At 56.0% G+C, this 17,728-nt stretch carries 15 protein-coding genes; 10 read left to right on the top strand and 5 right to left on the bottom strand.

Annotated elements, in window-relative coordinates; translation table 11 throughout:
- Positions 1 to 95: 95 nt before the first annotated feature.
- The 3 genes from fruB to fruA are packed head-to-tail and all read left to right on the top strand — an operon-like array spanning position 96 to position 3,876.
- A complete protein-coding gene (fruB, locus tag PGR29_RS06190; RefSeq protein WP_316424250.1) occupies positions 96 to 1,226 on the top strand; it encodes a fused PTS fructose transporter subunit IIA/HPr protein in 1,131 nt (376 codons plus the stop codon).
- A complete protein-coding gene (fruK, locus tag PGR29_RS06185) occupies positions 1,227 to 2,165 on the top strand; it encodes a 1-phosphofructokinase (protein WP_015365695.1) in 939 nt (312 codons plus the stop codon).
- Between the two features lie 16 nt (positions 2,166 to 2,181).
- The gene (gene fruA, locus PGR29_RS06180; protein WP_045391316.1) at positions 2,182 to 3,876 is read left to right on the top strand and encodes a PTS fructose transporter subunit IIBC; all 1,695 of its coding nucleotides are present in this window, start codon (positions 2,182 to 2,184) and stop codon (positions 3,874 to 3,876) included.
- A 53-nt stretch (positions 3,877 to 3,929) separates the two neighbouring features.
- Here the strand turns inward: fruA and nfo are convergent, their stop codons facing one another.
- Positions 3,930 to 4,784: a deoxyribonuclease IV gene (gene nfo, locus PGR29_RS06175; RefSeq protein ID WP_020078284.1), complete on the bottom strand. Its 855-nt coding sequence runs from the start codon at positions 4,782 to 4,784 to the stop codon at positions 3,930 to 3,932.
- A 97-nt stretch (positions 4,785 to 4,881) separates the two neighbouring features.
- A complete protein-coding gene (locus PGR29_RS06170; RefSeq protein ID WP_045376791.1) occupies positions 4,882 to 5,931 on the bottom strand; it encodes a YeiH family protein in 1,050 nt (349 codons plus the stop codon).
- A gap of 374 nt (positions 5,932 to 6,305) precedes the next feature.
- Between PGR29_RS06170 and yieE the strand changes: the two genes are divergently transcribed.
- Complete coding sequence (gene yieE, locus PGR29_RS06165) at positions 6,306 to 7,172, top strand: DNA-binding transcriptional regulator YeiE (protein ID WP_087860155.1); 867 nt, start codon at positions 6,306 to 6,308, stop codon at positions 7,170 to 7,172.
- On the opposite strand, the gene PGR29_RS06160 is transcribed toward yieE, so the two are convergent.
- Together PGR29_RS06160 and PGR29_RS06155 are read right to left on the bottom strand one after the other, a co-directional pair.
- The gene (locus PGR29_RS06160; protein WP_113374361.1) at positions 7,150 to 7,656 is read right to left on the bottom strand and encodes a hypothetical protein; all 507 of its coding nucleotides are present in this window, start codon (positions 7,654 to 7,656) and stop codon (positions 7,150 to 7,152) included. The genes yieE and PGR29_RS06160 overlap by 23 nt on opposite strands.
- Before the next feature lie 2 nt (positions 7,657 to 7,658).
- Positions 7,659 to 8,120 (bottom strand): hypothetical protein, encoded by a 462-nt coding sequence (locus PGR29_RS06155; protein ID WP_316424249.1) that lies wholly within the window; start codon positions 8,118 to 8,120, stop codon positions 7,659 to 7,661.
- Positions 8,121 to 8,335: 215 nt separating this feature from the next.
- On the opposite strand from PGR29_RS06155, the gene PGR29_RS06150 reads away from it, so the two are divergent.
- Together PGR29_RS06150 and cirA are read left to right on the top strand one after the other, a co-directional pair.
- Positions 8,336 to 9,805: an amino acid permease gene (locus PGR29_RS06150; protein WP_045376788.1), complete on the top strand. Its 1,470-nt coding sequence runs from the start codon at positions 8,336 to 8,338 to the stop codon at positions 9,803 to 9,805.
- A 303-nt stretch (positions 9,806 to 10,108) separates the two neighbouring features.
- Complete coding sequence (gene cirA / locus PGR29_RS06145) at positions 10,109 to 12,082, top strand: catecholate siderophore receptor CirA (protein ID WP_045391307.1); 1,974 nt, start codon at positions 10,109 to 10,111, stop codon at positions 12,080 to 12,082.
- 50 nt (positions 12,083 to 12,132) lie between these two features.
- On the opposite strand, the gene fghA is transcribed toward cirA, so the two are convergent.
- The gene (gene fghA / locus PGR29_RS06140; RefSeq protein ID WP_316424248.1) at positions 12,133 to 12,969 is read right to left on the bottom strand and encodes an S-formylglutathione hydrolase; all 837 of its coding nucleotides are present in this window, start codon (positions 12,967 to 12,969) and stop codon (positions 12,133 to 12,135) included.
- Positions 12,970 to 13,312: 343 nt separating this feature from the next.
- On the opposite strand from fghA, the gene folE reads away from it, so the two are divergent.
- The 4 genes from folE to mglB all read left to right on the top strand — a co-directional run bounded on the left by folE (position 13,313) and on the right by mglB (position 17,629).
- On the top strand, positions 13,313 to 13,981 hold the full coding sequence (folE, locus tag PGR29_RS06135; protein ID WP_015365708.1) for a GTP cyclohydrolase I FolE: 669 nt from the start codon (positions 13,313 to 13,315) through the stop codon (positions 13,979 to 13,981).
- 15 nt (positions 13,982 to 13,996) lie between these two features.
- On the top strand, positions 13,997 to 15,154 hold the full coding sequence (yeiB, locus tag PGR29_RS06130) for a DUF418 domain-containing protein YeiB (protein WP_316424247.1): 1,158 nt from the start codon (positions 13,997 to 13,999) through the stop codon (positions 15,152 to 15,154).
- Between the two features lie 155 nt (positions 15,155 to 15,309).
- Entirely contained in the window at positions 15,310 to 16,332 is a 1,023-nt protein-coding gene (gene galS, locus PGR29_RS06125; protein WP_015365710.1) for an HTH-type transcriptional regulator GalS, read from the top strand.
- Positions 16,333 to 16,630: 298 nt separating this feature from the next.
- On the top strand, positions 16,631 to 17,629 hold the full coding sequence (mglB, locus tag PGR29_RS06120) for a galactose/glucose ABC transporter substrate-binding protein MglB (protein ID WP_045391288.1): 999 nt from the start codon (positions 16,631 to 16,633) through the stop codon (positions 17,627 to 17,629).
- Positions 17,630 to 17,728 lie beyond the last annotated feature (99 nt).

Here is a 17,728-nt window from a genome sequence, read left to right as displayed (position 1 = left end):
AACGTTTCAGCGTCATCAGAGTATTATCCAGTCATCGGGTGGCGTATTTTTTCTCATGTTAGCTGAAACGATTCAATTCAGCGGAGAGGAGAACTATGTTCCAGTTATCTGTACAGGATATCCATCCCGACCAGCAGGCCGCGAATAAAGAAGAGGCAATACGTCAGATTGCTGGCGCGCTGGTTAGCGCGGGTAATGTGGCTGACGGCTACGTTAACGGTATGCTTGCCCGCGAGCAGCAGACCTCCACTTTCCTCGGCAACGGCATCGCCATCCCGCACGGCACCACCGATACCCGCGACCAGGTTCTGAAAACCGGTGTCCAGGTGTATCAGTTCCCGCAGGGCGTGACCTGGGGAGAAGGGCAAACCGCTTATGTGGCGATCGGTATTGCCGCCAGCTCCGACGAGCATCTCGGTCTGCTGCGTCAGTTGACGCACGTCCTGAGCGACGACTCGGTGGCTGAACAGCTGAGAACCGTCACCACCGCAGAAGATCTGCGGGCTCTGCTGATGGGTGAAAAGCAAAGCGAAGCGCTGAAGCTCGACAACGAAACGTTGAGCCTGGACGTGGTCGCCAACGATCTGCTGACGCTGCAGGCGCTGAACGCCGCGCGGCTGAAAGAGGCGGGGGCGGTAAACGCCGACTTCGTCAGCCGTACCATTAACGATGCGCCGCTCAATCTGGGCCAGGGGATCTGGTTGAACGATTGTGCGCAAGGCAACCTGCGCAGCGCCGTTGCCGTGAGTCGCGCTGCCAATGCCTTTACCGCTGATGGGCAGCCGGTAGCGCTGCTGATCACCGTCGCGATGGCCGATGAGCAGCCGACCGCGGTGCTTAATCGCCTGAGCAATCTGCTCATTGATAAAAAAGCGGAGCATCTGCTGAAAGCCGACGCCGCCACGCTGCTGGCGCTGCTGACCAGCGACGACGCCATTGCTGAAGACGTGCTGAATGCTGAATTTGTAGTACGCAACGAGCACGGGCTGCACGCGCGTCCGGGCACGATGCTGGTCAATACGATTAAACAATTCTCCAGCGACATTACCGTCACCAACCTCGACGGTTCCGGCAAGCCGGCCAATGGCCGCAGCCTGATGAAGGTCGTGGCGCTGGGCGTGAAAAAAGGTCACCGTCTGCGTTTTACCGCGCAGGGTGAAGATGCGCAACAAGCGCTGGATGCGATTGGCGAAGCGATCGCCGCAGGCCTTGGGGAGGGCGCATAAATGAGCAGACGTGTAGCAACAATTACTTTAAATCCGGCGTACGACCTGGTGGGCTTCACCCCGGAAATCGAACGTGGCGAAGTGAACCTGGTACGTACCACCGGCCTGCATGCGGCAGGTAAAGGTATCAACGTGGCGAAGGTGCTGAAAGATCTCGGCATCGACGTCACCGTCGGCGGCTTCCTCGGTAAAGATAACCAGGATGGCTTCCAGCAGCTGTTCAGCGAGCTGGGCATCGCCAACCGCTTCCAGGTGGTGCAGGGGCGTACCCGTATCAACGTCAAGCTGACGGAAAAAGACGGCGAAGTGACCGATTTCAACTTCTCCGGTTTTGAAGTGACTCCGGCGGATTGGGAGCGTTTCGTTAATGATTCTCTGAGCTGGCTGGGGCAGTTCGATATGGTTTGCGTCAGCGGCAGCCTGCCGTCCGGCGTGAGTCCGGAAGCCTTTACCGATTGGATGACGCGCCTGCGCAGCCAGTGCCCGTGCATTATTTTCGATAGTAGCCGCGAAGCGCTGGTCGCCGGACTGAAAGCCGCGCCGTGGCTGGTAAAACCAAACCGCCGCGAGCTGGAAATCTGGGCTGGCCGCAAGCTGCCGGAGATGAAAGATGTCATCGACGCCGCCCATGCGCTGCGCGAGCAAGGTATTGCCCACGTGGTGATTTCGCTGGGCGAAGAGGGCGCGCTGTGGGTTAACGCCTCCGGCGAATGGATTGCCAAACCGCCTTCAGTCGAGGTTGTCAGCACCGTAGGCGCCGGTGATTCGATGGTCGGCGGCCTGATTTACGGCCTGCTGATGCGTGAATCCAGCGAGCATACCCTGCGCCTGGCTACCGCCGTCGCCGCCCTGGCCGTTAGCCAGAGCAACGTTGGCATTACCGATCGTACCCAGTTGGCCGCAATGATGGCGCGCGTCGACTTACAACCCTTTAATTGACAGCAGGAGAGGCATAATGAAAACGCTGCTGATTATTGATGCCGGGCTTGGACAGGCTCGCGCCTACATGGCGAAGACCCTGCTCAGCGCCGCGGCGCAGAAAGCGCACCTTGAGCTGATTGATAACCCGAACGATGCCGAACTGGCCATCGTGCTGGGGACCGCGCTGCCGGCTGATAGCGCGCTGAACGGTAAAAACGTCTATCTGGGCGATATTAACCGTGCAGTCGCCCATCCGGAGCTGTTCCTGGGGGAAGCGAAAGACCACGCTAAGCCGTACGTTGCGCCAGCGGCGGTAGCCGTTCCGGCCGCCGCTCAGGGCCAGAAACGTATTGTCGCCGTCACCGCTTGTCCGACCGGCGTTGCCCATACCTTTATGGCGGCCGAAGCCATTGAAACCGAGGCCAAAAAACGCGGCTGGTGGGTGAAAGTGGAAACCCGTGGCTCAGTGGGGGCCGGTAATGCCATTACTCCGGAAGAGGTGGAGCAGGCGGATCTGGTGATCGTCGCCGCCGATATCGAAGTCGATCTGGCGAAGTTCGCTGGTAAACCGATGTATCGCACCACTACCGGACTGGCGCTGAAGAAAACCGCGCAGGAACTGGATAAAGCCGTTGCGGAAGCAAAACCGTACCAGCCATCCGGCAAACCGCAGGCGTCCGGTGAAGGTAAAAAAGAGTCGGCTGGCGCCTATCGTCACCTGCTGACCGGCGTATCCTACATGCTGCCGATGGTGGTAGCGGGCGGCCTGTGTATCGCGCTGTCGTTCGCGTTCGGTATTAAAGCGTTTGAAGTGAAAGACACCATGGCGGCGGCGTTGATGCAAATCGGCGGCGGTTCAGCCTTTGCGCTGATGGTGCCGGTACTGGCAGGCTTTATCGCTTTCTCCATCGCTGACCGTCCGGGTCTGACGCCTGGTCTTATCGGCGGTATGCTGGCCGTCAGCGGCGGCTCCGGTTTTATCGGCGGTATCATCGCCGGTTTTCTTGCCGGTTATGTGGCGAAGTTAATCAGCACCAAGCTGAAGCTGCCGCAGAGTATGGAAGCGTTGAAGCCGATTCTGATCATTCCGCTGATTTCCAGCCTGATTGTTGGTCTGGCGATGATCTACCTGATCGGCAAACCGGTGGCGGGTATCCTGGCCTGGCTGACCCACTGGCTGCAAACTATGGGGACGGCGAACGCAGTACTGCTCGGCGCGATCCTCGGCGGCATGATGTGTACCGATATGGGCGGGCCGGTGAACAAAGCGGCTTATGCCTTCGGTGTGGGTCTGTTGAGTACTCAAACCTACGCGCCGATGGCGGCGATTATGGCGGCCGGTATGGTGCCACCGCTGGCGCTTGGCCTGGCGACGCTTATTGCCCGCAACAAGTTCGACAAATCACAGCGTGAAGGCGGTAAAGCGGCGCTGGTTCTGGGCCTGTGCTTCATCACCGAAGGGGCGATTCCATTCGCCGCTCGCGATCCGATGCGCGTACTGCCTTGCTGTATCGTTGGCGGCGCGGTGACCGGCGCTATCTCGATGGCAGTAGGCGCGAAACTGATGGCGCCGCATGGCGGTCTGTTCGTTCTGCTGATCCCAGGCGCCATCACTCCGGTGCTGGGTTATCTGCTGGCGATTATTGCCGGTACGCTGGTTGCGGGTCTCTCTTACGCGGTGCTGAAGCGCCCGGAAGCGCCGGCAGCGGAAGTTGAAAAAGCGGCATAATATAAGCGTAATAAAAAAGGGCCGATTCATCGGCCCTTTTTTTGTGTCTGGATTCAGGCCACTTCAGCGGTCTGCTGCGCCCGCAGCCAGGCAATTTCTTCCGCCCAGATATCCGGGTTAATGGTTTCCAGAATCAGCGGGATACCATCGAAACGGTTATCCTGCATGATCCAACGAAAAGCATCATGGCCGATATTGCCTTCACCCAGGCTATGGTGACGGTCGACGCGGCTGCCAAAAGCGCTTTTGGCATCATTCAGATGCATGCCGCGCAGATACTGGAAGCCGACGATTCGTTCGAATTCGGCAAAGGTCTTTTCACACTCCTCCGCGCTGCGTAGGTCATAACCGGCGGCGAAAGCGTGGCAGGTATCGATGCAGACGCCAACGCGGGATTTGTCTTCAACGCCGTCAATGATGGCGGCAAGATGCTCAAATTTAAAACCGAGGTTACTGCCCTGACCGGCGGTATTTTCGATAACCGCGGTCACGCCTTCGGTTTTCGCCAGCGCGATGTTGATGGATTCAGCGATACGCGCCAGGCATTCATCTTCCGGGATCTGCTGCAGGTGGCTGCCCGGATGGAAGTTGAGCAGCGTTAATCCCAACTGCTGGCAGCGGGTTAATTCATCGATAAACGCCTCGCGGGATTTCTCCAGCGCTTCTTCGACCGGGTGACCGAGGTTAATCAGGTAGCTGTCGTGCGGCAGGATCTGCCCCGGGCCGAAGTGATATTTTTCGCAGGCGGCTTTGAATTCGGCAATCGCTTCGTCGGTGAGCGGCGCGGCGCGCCATTGACGCTGATTTTTGGTGAACAGGGCGAAGGCGGTCGCTTCGATTTCGGCGGCGCGGATGGCGGCATTGGCCAGCCCGCCGGAGGCGCTAACGTGCGCTCCAATATATTTCATAAAAAAACTCCAGTTAAGCCGCTGGGGGGAGGGTAATGATAGCGGCTTAACCGGAGAGTTACAGCAATGAATGAATATCGACGAGAAAACTTACTGCTTAGCCAATCAGGTGGTGGATAGCGAAGTTAATCGCGCCGCCGCCAACAATCAGCCAGACGAACAGCATCAGCGCCATCAGCAGCGGCTTCGCACCGGCTTTTTTCAGTGCGCTGACGTGGGTGGTTAAGCCCAGCGCGGCCATCGCCATCGCCAGCAGTACGGTATCGAGGGTGACCAGCATATCGACGACGGCTTTCGGCAGCAGGTGGAAGGAGTTAAATACCGCCACCAGAATAAACAGAATGGCAAACCACGGAATGGTGATTTTGCTCTTTTCGCCGTTACCGGCTGGCGCCAGCTGTTTTACACGAGCGGCGATGAACAGCAGGAACGGAGCCAGCATCATCACGCGCAGCATTTTGGCGATAACCGCGGCATTTTCGGCATCCGGGCTAACCGCGTGACCGGCGGCAACGACCTGGGCGACTTCATGCATGGTGGAGCCCATATAGATGCCGTAAGTTTCCGGAGTGAACCAGTGCGCCAGCAGCGGATACATCGCCGGGTAGAGGAAGATGGCGATAGTACCGAAGATAACCACTGTCGCCACGGCGACCGTCACTTTACTGGCTTCGGCTTTGACGACCGGCTCGGTGGCCAGAACCGCCGCGGCGCCGCAGATGCTGCTACCGGCGCCGATAAGCCAGCTGGTGTGTTTATCGAGCCCGAAAACCTTCTGCCCGAGGAAACAGGCGATAAAGAAGGTGCTGGACAGCGTCAGCACGTCAATCAGGATCCCGCTGACGCCGACGTCAGCAATCTGGGCAAACGTCAGACGAAAACCATAAAGAATGATCCCCAGGCGCAGCAGATACTGCTTGGCGAAAATCACCCCGCCGTCGCAGGACTGCCAAATTTTGGGATAAACGGTGTTACCGACCACCATGCCGAACAAGATAGCCAGCGTTAGCGCGCTGAAGCCCGCGCCGGCGATTGCAGGGAAACTGCCTGCCCACAGGGCGGCGCCGGTCAACGCGGCGGTCAGCGCCAGGCCTGGGACGAAATGCCACAGGGTGCGATGTTTAGTGGGTAAAGTGAGTGCTGTCATAACCTTCTCCTTTGTCTGGGCAAAGAATACGACTGACTGGTTTAAAAATAAAATTGATTATATATTTATAATCTATCGGAATAAGTGATAAACCCTTCATCCTTCGCGCTGCAGATGTGTTGGCTGCGTTTACTCACCCCAGTCACTTACTGATGTAAGCTCCTGGGGACTAATGAGGGACATCCTTGTCCCTCACCGGAGGTCAGCCTTTGGCTGGTCAAATTCGTTCCTGACGAATTTGTCGCTCACTTGCCGCCTTTCTGCAGCACGAATGATTTTGGGTTATACCCTTCATCCTTCAGGCCACAGCCCTGATGATTTATGTCACCATAGCGTTGACGGTTATCCAGATTGGGCTAATAAACAGGTGAGTTATGCATATCACGCTACGGCAACTGGAAGTTTTTGCTGAGGTTTTGAAAAGCGGGTCAACGACTCAGGCATCACAGATGCTGGCGCTGTCGCAGTCGGCGGTGAGCGCGGCGCTGACCGAACTAGAGGGGCAACTTGGCGTCCAGCTGTTTGACCGCGTCGGCAAACGGCTGGTGGTCAACGAGCACGGGCGTTTGCTCTATCCGCGCGCGCTTGCGCTGCTGGAGCGCGCCGGGGAGATAGAACAGCTGTTCCGTGGCGATAATGGCGCTATCCGCGTTTATGCCAGTAGCACCATTGGCAACTATATTCTGCCGGAAATCATCGCCCGCTACCGCCGCGATTTCCCCGAACTGCCGCTGGAACTGAGCGTCGGCAACAGCCAGGACGTGATTAATGCGGTCAGCGATCTGCGCGTCGATATTGGCCTGATTGAAGGCCCGTGCCACGCGGCGGATATTATCGCCGAGCCGTGGATTGAAGATGAACTGGTGGTGTTCGCCGCCCCTGATTCTCCATTCCTCGAAGGCGAATTGACGCTGCAACGGCTGGCGGAAGCACAGTGGATCCTGCGCGAGCATGGCTCCGGCACGCGGGAAATCGTCGACTACGTGCTGTTATCGCATCTGCCCGCGTTCCAGTTAGGCATGGAGCTTGGCAACTCAGAGGCCATTAAACATGCGGTCCGTCATGGGTTAGGCATTAGTTGCTTGTCGCGGCGAGTAATTGCTGAACAGCTGGCAGCCGGAACGCTGGTGGAGCTCAAGCTGCCGCTGCCGCGCCTGACGCGCACGTTGTGGCGTATTCGCCATCGGCAAAAGCACGTTTCCAAGGCGCTGCAGCGTTTTATCCGTTACTGCGAGGTGTAGCGGTATCCCTTATTGGCGCGTAGCCGTGCCGCACGCAGCTCTCTGGGGTTCTGGCATAATGCCAGCTGCCCATGGGAACGGGTTCCCAGCAGCGAATGTAGTGCGGCGAGCTGTATACTGTAAAATGTAAGGTAAAAATGGCGCTGTTGATGACGATCAGCAGCACCAGCGTAAATCCGGCGATAGCCGTCAGCAGGCGATTTTCATAACTTCCATCGACGGTTTTACCATGCAGCACTCTGCCCATCCGCCAGGCGAATGAAAAAAAGAGCAGCGCGGAGCCGGTAAAATTAGCCTTCAGTAAGGAAATGGAGGCGAAGTCTGGCCAACCGCGCAATTTCAGTAACGGCAGATAGTCGGTTGCTAAATAGAGCGCGTAAATCCCTAATGCCGGCAAAATAAATCCTGCGATCAGCTGTTGCCAGATTCGCTGTGCGCGAGTGGTTTGTGGTTTAGCATTGGTGACTTTTGTTGGTTTCTTCACGGCTAGTTCTCCCGATTAGCAATGGGAGAGGGGTGTTGCACCCTTCTGCCGAAATAGTCGCACCAGTCGCTGTTCCATACGTACATATAAATGGTGTGTTTGCTGTATTGCTTGCACACGCCGTATTGCGGGTTATCCCGATAGTGGTCCATCGTGCGCCAGTCCAGCCAGGTGAAAGCCGCAATATAGATAAGAGAAAAGGCGCAGAAGACTTTGCACAGCCGAACCATCAGCCGCTTTTTCACTCCGACGCCCGCCAGTAGCCCCAGCAGTCCAGCAATCGCAAGAGGAAGCGCGCCGACAAGAAAAGTCTCCCTGTTATCGGTCAGGTAATTCGGCAGCCGCAACCAGTGTTCCAGCACCGTGATACTGGTGTACAGGCCAATAACGAATAGATACAGGCAGAAAATCGCCAGCAGCAGAAAGGCATCGGGGGCCAGACTGCGACGAGTGGGGGAAACCATAAGCTGACTCCTTCAGCATTGTAACAATCCTCGCGTTATTTTGCCGTAAGCTACGATTTTTTGTCTGTTTTTTTATGCGCCAATTCAGGATTACTGCTTTACTAATAATTTGTGTCAGATCATGAAGCTCTCTTATAACTTTGCATTTGTACCGGATGGACGGACGATCGTCTGCTACAATCGCGCCTCATTTTTTGGATGGATAGCATTTTCACATGGTTTCGGAAACTAAAACCACAGAAGCGCCCACGCTCCGCCGCGAGCTAAAAGCGCGCCACTTGACCATGATCGCTATTGGCGGTTCCATCGGTACAGGTCTTTTCGTTGCCTCTGGCGCAACAATTTCACAGGCAGGCCCCGGCGGCGCGCTGCTTTCCTACATTCTGATCGGTCTGATGGTATATTTCCTGATGACCAGTCTCGGCGAGCTGGCGGCGTTTATGCCGGTTTCAGGCTCCTTTGCGACCTACGGTCAGAACTACGTAGAAGAAGGCTTTGGTTTCGCGCTGGGCTGGAACTACTGGTACAACTGGGCGGTGACTATCGCCGTTGACCTCGTTGCCTCGCAGCTGGTGATGAGCTACTGGTTCCCGGATACCCCCGGCTGGATCTGGAGCGCGCTGTTCCTTGGTATCATGTTCCTGTTGAACTGGATCTCGGTACGCGGCTTCGGCGAAGCGGAGTACTGGTTCTCGCTGATTAAAGTTGCCACCGTGATTATCTTTATCATCGTCGGCATCATGATGATTTTTGGCATCTTCGAAGGCACGACGCCGGCGGGCTGGAGCAACTGGGGCATTGATGACGCGCCGTTTGCCGGCGGCTTTGCGGCGATGATCGGCGTGGCGATGATTGTCGGTTTCTCCTTCCAGGGCACCGAGCTCATCGGTATTGCCGCAGGCGAATCGGAAAACCCGGAGAAGAACATTCCGCGCGCGGTGCGTCAGGTGTTCTGGCGTATCCTGCTGTTCTATGTCTTCGCGATTTTGATTATCAGCCTGATCATCCCGTATACCGATCCGAGTCTGCTGCGCAACGACGTTAAAGATATTTCCGTTAGCCCGTTCACCCTGGTGTTCGAGCACGCCGGTCTGCTCTCTGCGGCGGCTATCATGAACGCGGTTATCCTGACGGCGGTGCTGTCGGCGGGTAACTCCGGGATGTACGCCTCTACGCGTATGTTGTATACCCTGGCGTGCGACGGCAAAGCGCCGCGCATTTTCTCGAAGCTGTCGAGAGGCGGCGTACCGCGCAATGCGCTGTATGCGACTACCGTGATTGCGGCGCTGTGCTTCCTGACCTCGATGTTCGGCAACCAGACGGTTTATCTGTGGCTGCTGAATACCTCCGGGATGACCGGCTTTATCGCCTGGTTGGGTATTGCGATCAGCCACTACCGTTTCCGTCGTGGCTACGTGTTGCAGGGTAACGATATTAATAACCTGCCGTACCGTTCCGGGTTCTTCCCGCTGGGGCCGATCTTCGCTTTCGTACTGTGCCTTATCATCACGCTGGGCCAGAACTACGAAGCCTTCCTCAAGGACACCATTGATTGGGGCGGCGTGGCGGCGACCTACATCGGCATTCCGCTATTCCTGGTTATCTGGTTTGGTTACAAGCTGGTGAAAGGTACCCGCTTCGTGCGCTACAGCGAGATGAAGTTCCCGGAACGCTTTAAAGGCTAACTTCATACACTGCCGCTTTCGATAAAGCCCCCTTTTAAAGAGGGCTTTTTTTATGCCTGCAAGGATTACAAACGGACACACTTCTTCATAATTGTATTGATAATTGTAATCATTATCCTTATCATTTCGGAAAATTCAGGATGAAGCCAATCTCCCTATCTTGCCGCTCAACAACGAAAGGCAAGAGGTGACCAGCCACATCGACTGTAAAAAATTTGCACGCGGCCGCCAGAGCAGCGTGTCGACAAGATGTGCAAGCTGCACCCTTTGTTTGATTTGTTGTTGACCTCATGGAGATTTGGTATGTTCAGGTTAAACCCTTTTGCCCGGGCGGGACTGTGCGCGTCCGTCGTAGCATTGGCATTTCCGGCGCTGGCCGCAAATGATGACGAAACGCTGGTTGTCACCGCCGCGGCGACTGAACAGAGCGTCAAAGATGCCCCCGCCAGTATCAGCGTTATCACCCAACAGGACTTGCAGCGTAAGCCGGTGCAGAACCTGAAGGACGTGCTGCGCGATGTGCCTGGCGTTCAGCTCACCAACGAAGGGGATAACCGTAAGGGCGTGAGTATTCGCGGCCTGAGTAGCAGCTATACGCTGATTCTCATCGATGGCAAACGGGTGAACTCGCGTAATGCTGTCTTCCGCCATAACGATTTCGATCTTAACTGGATCCCGGTGGACTCCATCGAGCGGATTGAGGTAGTGCGCGGCCCGATGTCTTCCCTGTACGGTTCCGACGCGCTCGGCGGCGTGGTCAACATCATTACCAAAAAAATCGGCCAGAAATGGACCGGTACCCTCAGCAGCGATGCCACCATTCAGGAACACCGCGATCGCGGTGACACTTACAACGGCCAGTTCTTCACCAGCGGTCCGCTGATTGACGGCGTGTTGGGCATGAAAGCCTACGGCAGTCTGGCGAAACGCAGTAAAGACGATCAGCAATCTTCCAGCAACGCCGCGGGCGAAACGCCGCGCATTGAAGGTTTTACCAGCCGCGACGGCAACGTTGAGTTCGCCTGGACGCCAACGGAGAACCAGGACATTACCGCCGGCTACGGTTTCGATCGCCAGGATCGCGATTCAGACTCGCTCGACAAAAACCGCCTTGAACGCCAAAACTACTCTTTGACCCATAACGGGCGCTGGGATGTCGGCAATAGCGAAGTGAAATTCTACGGCGAGAAAGTGGATAACAAAAATCCAGGGCAGGCGGGTACTATTACTTCTGAGAGTAATGCGGTCGATGGTAAATATGTGATGCCGCTGGGTATGATCAACCAGATCGTCACCCTCGGCGGTGAATGGCGCCACGATAAACTCAAAGATCCGGTAAACCTGAGCAGCGGCGGCAAATCGACTTCCGCCAGCCAGTACGCGCTGTTCCTCGAAGATGAGTGGCGGATCTTTGAACCGCTGGCGCTGACCACCGGCATCCGTATGGACGATCACCAAACCTACGGCGATCACTGGAGCCCGCGTGCGTACCTGGTCTATAACGCCACCGATACCGTGACCGTGAAAGGCGGTTGGGCTACGGCCTTTAAAGCGCCGTCGCTGCTGCAATTGAACCCGGACTGGACCACCAACTCCTGTCGCGGTAGCTGCAGCATTATCGGTAACCCGAATCTGAAGCCGGAAACCAGCGAAAGCTTTGAGCTTGGTCTGTATTACAGCGGTGAAGAGGGCTGGCTGGAAGGTGTTGAAGGCAGCGTGACCGCCTTCCAGAACAACGTTGACGATATGATCGACATCCTGCGCACCTCCAGCGCCAGCGAGGCGCCGGGTTACCCGAACTTCGTCGGCTGGAAGACCGTGAACGGTAAGCGCGTGCCGGTATTCCGCTACTTCAACGTCAACAAAGCGCGGATTAAAGGCGTGGAGACCGAAGTGAAGGTTCCGTTCGGCGAAGAGTGGAAACTGACGGTCAACTATACCTATAACGATGGTCGCGATCTGAGCAACGGCGGCAATAAACCGCTACAGACGCTGCCGTTCCATACCGCTAACGGTACACTCGACTGGAAACCGCTGGAGGATTGGTCTTTCTATGTCACGGCCAACTATACCGGCGAGCAGCGAGCGGTAAGCGCGACGGGTAAAACCCCAGGCGGTTATACCATGTTCGATATCGGCGCCGCGTGGCAGGTCAGTAAAAACGTGAAACTGCGCTCCGGCGTGCTTAACGTCGGCGACAAAGATCTGAACCGCGACGATTACAGCTACACCGAAGATGGCCGTCGCTACTTTATGGCCGTCGATTACCGCTTCTGATAGCGATGAACCGGGCGATGTAAATCGCCCGCAGAGACTCGCGGCTGAAACTACTTCAGCAGGAACTGCGCGTGGAAGCGCAGATGATCTTCTATAAAGGTGGCAATGAAATAGTAGCTGTGGTCGTAGCCGGGCTGGATACGCAGGCTCAGCGGCCACTGTTTCTGTCGCGCCACCTCTGCAAGGACCGCGGGCTGCAGCTGGGCGCCAAGAAACTGGTCGGCGTCACCCTGGTCAATTAAGGTCGGAATGGCATCCCCGGCCTGGCTTGCCTGCATCAGCGCGCAGCTGTCCCACTCCTGCCAGGTCGCTTCATCATCGCCCAGATAAGCGCTGAACGCTTTTTGTCCCCACGGAACTTTGCATGGGTTGACGATCGGCGCGAAGGCCGAGACGCTGGTAAAGCGCCCTGGGTTTTTCAGCGCCATGATGAGCGCGCCGTGGCCGCCCATCGAGTGGCCGCTGATGGCGCAACGGTCGGCGACCTGAAACTGGTGGTTAATCAACTGCGGCAGCTCATCGCGCAGGTAGTCATACATGCGAAAATGGGCCGCCCACGGCGCCTGAGTGGCGTTGAGGTAAAAACCTGCGCCTTTACCGAGATCGTAACCGGCATCATCGGAGACGTCATCGCCGCGCGGGCTGGTGTCGGGCATCACCAGCGCGATACCAAGTTCGGCGGCTATCCGCTGAGCGCCGGCCTTAGTGGTGAAGTTTTCGTCATTGCAGGTCAAACCGGATAGCCAGTACAGCACCGGCGGTGGGGCGGTTTCCGTCGTCGGCGGTAAAAAAATGCTAAACGTCATCGCACAGTTCAGGGTACTGGAGTGATGTCGCCAGCGCTGCTGCCGACCCTCGTAACAGCGATGTTCTTCAAGCAGTTCCATCCAGGGCTCCTCGGGTATCTATGTGTAATGCTTAATAATACAGATATTTCATTAACCGGTGAGTAACTTTCACTTTCCCGTCGCGCAAAGCTATTGCATCATTAATACGAGTTATAAAGAACATCTCAGAACATCTACAGTACTTATGATTGCGCGCGGTAGCGGCGGGGCTCGCTGGCGTGTCGCATCGACAACGTCCAACCGCAGCGGTAAAAATGAAAGGTTGCGCCAATTTCAATAATTATCGTGACGGCTACTGGATTATGTGCGCCACCTCACGCACAATGAGTGCAAACTTTGCCCTCAGAAGAGCAAAGAGCGCCACACCTGCAGGAGAACCTAAATGTCATCATTGAGTAAAGAAGCCATACTCGTTCATGAAGCGCTGGTCGCTCGTGGGCTGGAGACGCCGCTGCGTCCGCCAGTACAAGAAATTGATAATGAAACGCGCAAGCGTCTGATCGCCGGGCACATGACTGAGATTATGCAACTGCTGAATCTTGATCTCAGTGACGACAGCCTGATGGAGACTCCGCATCGCATCGCAAAAATGTACGTTGATGAGATTTTCTCCGGTCTGGATTACGCCAGATTCCCGAAAATCACCGTTATTGAAAACAAAATGAAAGTTGACGAGATGGTGACGGTTCGCGATATCACGCTGACCAGTACCTGTGAACATCACTTTGTGACGATTGACGGCAAAGCGACCGTTGCTTATATCCCGAAAGATTCGGTAATCGGCCTGTCGAAAATTAACCGCATCGTGCAGTTCTTTGCCCAGCGTCCACAGGTGCAGGAGCGCCTGACGCAGCAGATCCTTACCGCGCTGCAGACTCTGCTCGGTACCAGTAACGTCGCGGTATCCATTGATGCGGTGCATTACTGCGTGAAAGCGCGCGGCATCCGCGATGCGACCAGCGCCACGACCACCACTTCGCTTGGCGGTCTGTTTAAATCCAGCCAGAATACCCGCCAGGAGTTCCTGCGCGCCGTACGTCACCACAATTAATTCGGAGCAGGGTGCATGGAGAGAAACGTCACGCTGGACTTCGTTCGCGGCGTCGCCATCCTCGGCATTCTGCTACTGAATATCACCGCCTTCGGCTTGCCGAAGGCGGCCTATCTGAATCCGGCCTGGGCCGGGAGTATTTCGCCGAGCGACGCCTGGAGCTGGGCAATCCTCGATCTGTTTGCGCAGGTAAAATTCCTCACCCTGTTTGCTCTGCTGTTCGGCGCCGGATTGCAAATGCTGCTGGTGCGCGGTAAACGCTGGATCCAGTCGCGGCTAACGCTGCTTGCCCTACTTGGTTTTATTCACGGTCTCTTTTTCTGGGACGGAGATATTCTGCTGGCCTATGCGTTGGTGGGGCTAATTGCCTGGCGCATGGTACGCGATGCCCATCACGTTAAATCGCTATTTAATACCGGCGTAGTGCTTTATCTCATCGGTATTGCGGTGCTGGTATTGTTGGGATTAATTTCCGGCAACGGCGCCAGTCGGTCATGGGTGCCCGATGCCGCGAATGTGCAGTATGAGCAGTTCTGGAAGCTCAAAGGCGGTATGGAGGCGGTGAGCAATCGCGCGGATATGCTGTCCGATAACCTGGTGGCGCTTGGCGTGCAGTACGGCTGGCAGCTGGCGGGGATGATGCTAATGGGCGCGGCGCTGATGCGCTGCGGCTGGTTGAAAGGGCAGTTTAGCCTTAGTCACTACCGCCGCGTCGGGGCTGTGCTGATTATTACCGGAATGATGGTAAATGTGCCGGCCATCGCCGCGCAGTGGTACTTGCAATGGGACTACCGCTGGTGTGGTTTTCTGCTGCAGGCGCCGCGTGAACTTGGCGCGCCGTTACAAACCATTGGCTATGCCGCGCTGGCGTGGGGATTCTGGCCGCAATTATGCCGCTTTCGTCTGGTCGGGGCGATTGCCTGCGTTGGGCGGATGGCGCTCAGTAACTATTTAGTGCAAACCCTGATCTGCACCACGCTGTTCTATCATCTCGGCCTGTTTATGAAATTTGACCGTTTTCAGCTGTTGGCCTTTGTGCCGGCGGTGTGGGCCGTTAATCTCCTCTTCTCGCAGTTTTGGCTGCGTCATTTCCGCCAGGGGCCCGTTGAGTGGCTATGGCGACAGTTAACCCTGAGAGCCTCAGGGACATCATCCAGAGATACATCTGTATAACGATCTCGATCACAATCATTAACAAAATGGATGTAACCGTTTCCAGCGGTGTGACCTCACTCACGTAGCGCGGCGCGCGTCGCTGCCAGAATAGCCACCTTGCTGAACACAGGAGGTGGGTGTGACGTATTGCAATGCGATAAAGGCGGGTATGTATGATCACCATTCGTGATGTCGCCCGTCAGGCGGGGGTTTCGGTAGCAACGGTTTCGCGGGTGCTGAATAACAGCGCGCTGGTGAGCCCGGATACCCGGGAGGCAGTGATGAAGGCGGTCGCGCAACTGGGCTATCGGCCGAATGCCAATGCCCAGGCGCTGGCGACCCAGGTTAGCGACACCATTGGCGTGGTGGTGATGGATGTGTCAGACGCCTTTTTCGGCGCGCTGGTGAAAGCGGTGGATACCGTCGCGCAGCAGCATCAGAAATATGTGCTAATCGGCAACAGCTACCATGAAGCTGAAAAAGAGCGTAACGCCATTGAGGTGCTGATTCGCCAGCGCTGTTCGGCGCTTATCGTGCATTCGAAAGCGTTAAGCGATGCCGAACTTGGCGACTTTATGCAGCATATTCCGGGCATGGTGCTGATAAACCGCATTGTACCGGGTTTCGCGCACCGCTGCGTGGGGCTCGATAACGTCAGCGGCGCGCTAATGGCTACGCGAATGCTGCTCAATCACGGCCATCAGCGGATTGGCTATCTCTCTTCCAATCACGGCATTGAGGATGATGAACTGCGCCGTGAAGGGTGGAGTAAAGCGCTGCAGGAGCAGGGCATTATCGCGCCGGATAGCTGGGTGGGCTCGGGTTCGCCGGATATGCAGGGCGGCGAAGCGGCGATGGTTGAACTGCTGGGGCGTAATTTAGGCCTGACGGCGGTGTTTGCCTATAACGACAGTATGGCTGCCGGCGCGCTCACCACCCTCAAGGATAACGGCATTGCCGTGCCGCAGCATCTCTCGCTGATTGGTTTTGATGACATTCCCATTTCCCGTTACACCGATCCGCAGCTGACCACGGTGCGCTATCCCATAATGTCGATGGCTAAACTGGCTACCGAACTGGCGCTACAAGGGGCGGCAGGAAAACTCGATAGTGAGGCCAGCCACTGTTTTATGCCCACGCTGGTGCGGCGCCATTCGGTGACGCAGAAGCAAAGTGTGGGGCCGATCACTAACTGAATCTATCAATCGATGTAACCGCTTTCAATCTGTGAGTAAATTCACAGTATATTAACATTCCGCTGTTTATGATGGCAGCGTTGACCAGTCCGAACCAGGCTGTGCTGATGATGCGTTTAAACATCATCTTAAACAATAGGTTAGGCACTTGATGAAGCCGTTTTTCTGGAGCGTTACCCTACACGGAAGACAGAATTAACGTTGTGAATATCGTTGTGCGGTAACCCTAATGTAACAACTCCCGCCAGCTATCTTCACGCCAAAAAAAACGATGCAAAATAATAAAACCGGAGATTCCATGAATAAGAAGGTCTTAGCTCTGTCCGCCGTCATGGCTGGCATGCTTTTCGGCGCCGCAGCGCATGCCGCGGATACCCGTATCGGCGTTACGATCTACAAGTATGACGACAACTTCATGTCCGTCGTGCGTAAAGCTATCGAAAAAGACGGCAAATCTGCGCCGGATGTGAAACTGCTGATGAATGACTCGCAGAACGATCAGTCCAAACAGAACGATCAGATCGACGTGCTGCTGGCGAAGGGGGTGAAGGCGCTGGCCATCAACCTGGTTGACCCGGCGGCGGCGGGTACGGTTATCGACAAAGCGCGCGGGCAAAATGTGCCGGTGGTGTTCTTTAACAAAGAGCCATCGCGCAAGGCGCTGGATAGCTACGATAAAGCCTACTATGTAGGTACCGACTCCAAAGAATCCGGGATTATCCAGGGCGATCTTATCGCCAAACACTGGAAAGCGAACCCAAACTGGGATCTGAACAAAGATGGTCAGATTCAGTTTGTCCTGTTGAAAGGCGAGCCGGGCCACCCGGACGCCGAAGCGCGTACTTCCTACGTCATCAAAGAGCTGAATGAAAAAGGGCTTAAAACTCAGCAACTGGCGTTAGATACCGCCATGTGGGATACCGCGCAAGCGAAAGATAAAATGGACGCCTGGCTCTCCGGCCCGAACGCTAACAAAATCGAAGTGGTCATCGCTAACAACGATGCGATGGCGATGGGCGCGGTAGAAGCGCTGAAAGCGCATAACAAGAGCAGCATTCCGGTGTTCGGCGTCGATGCCCTGCCTGAAGCGCTGGCGCTGGTGAAATCCGGCGCGATGGCCGGTACCGTGCTGAACGATGCCAATAACCAGGCGAAAGCGACTTTCGATCTGGCGAAGAACCTGGCTGACGGCAAAGAGCCCGCTGCTGGCACCAACTGGAAAATTGAGAATAAGATTGTCCGCGTACCGTACGTAGGCGTCGATAAAGACAACCTCAGCCAGTTTATCGGTAAATAAGTTTTACATGCATTGCGGGCGCGTTCAGCGCGCCCGATTATTCCTGATACCGAAGCCGATTTTGCTGCGATATAACTTATCGTCGCGGATCGTCACGAA

Source organism: Klebsiella sp. 141203, assembly GCF_032601985.1.
GTDB lineage: Bacteria > Pseudomonadota > Gammaproteobacteria > Enterobacterales > Enterobacteriaceae > Klebsiella > Klebsiella aerogenes.
Note: the sequence above shows the minus strand (reverse complement) of the source record. Positions and strands in the feature narration are given on the sequence as shown.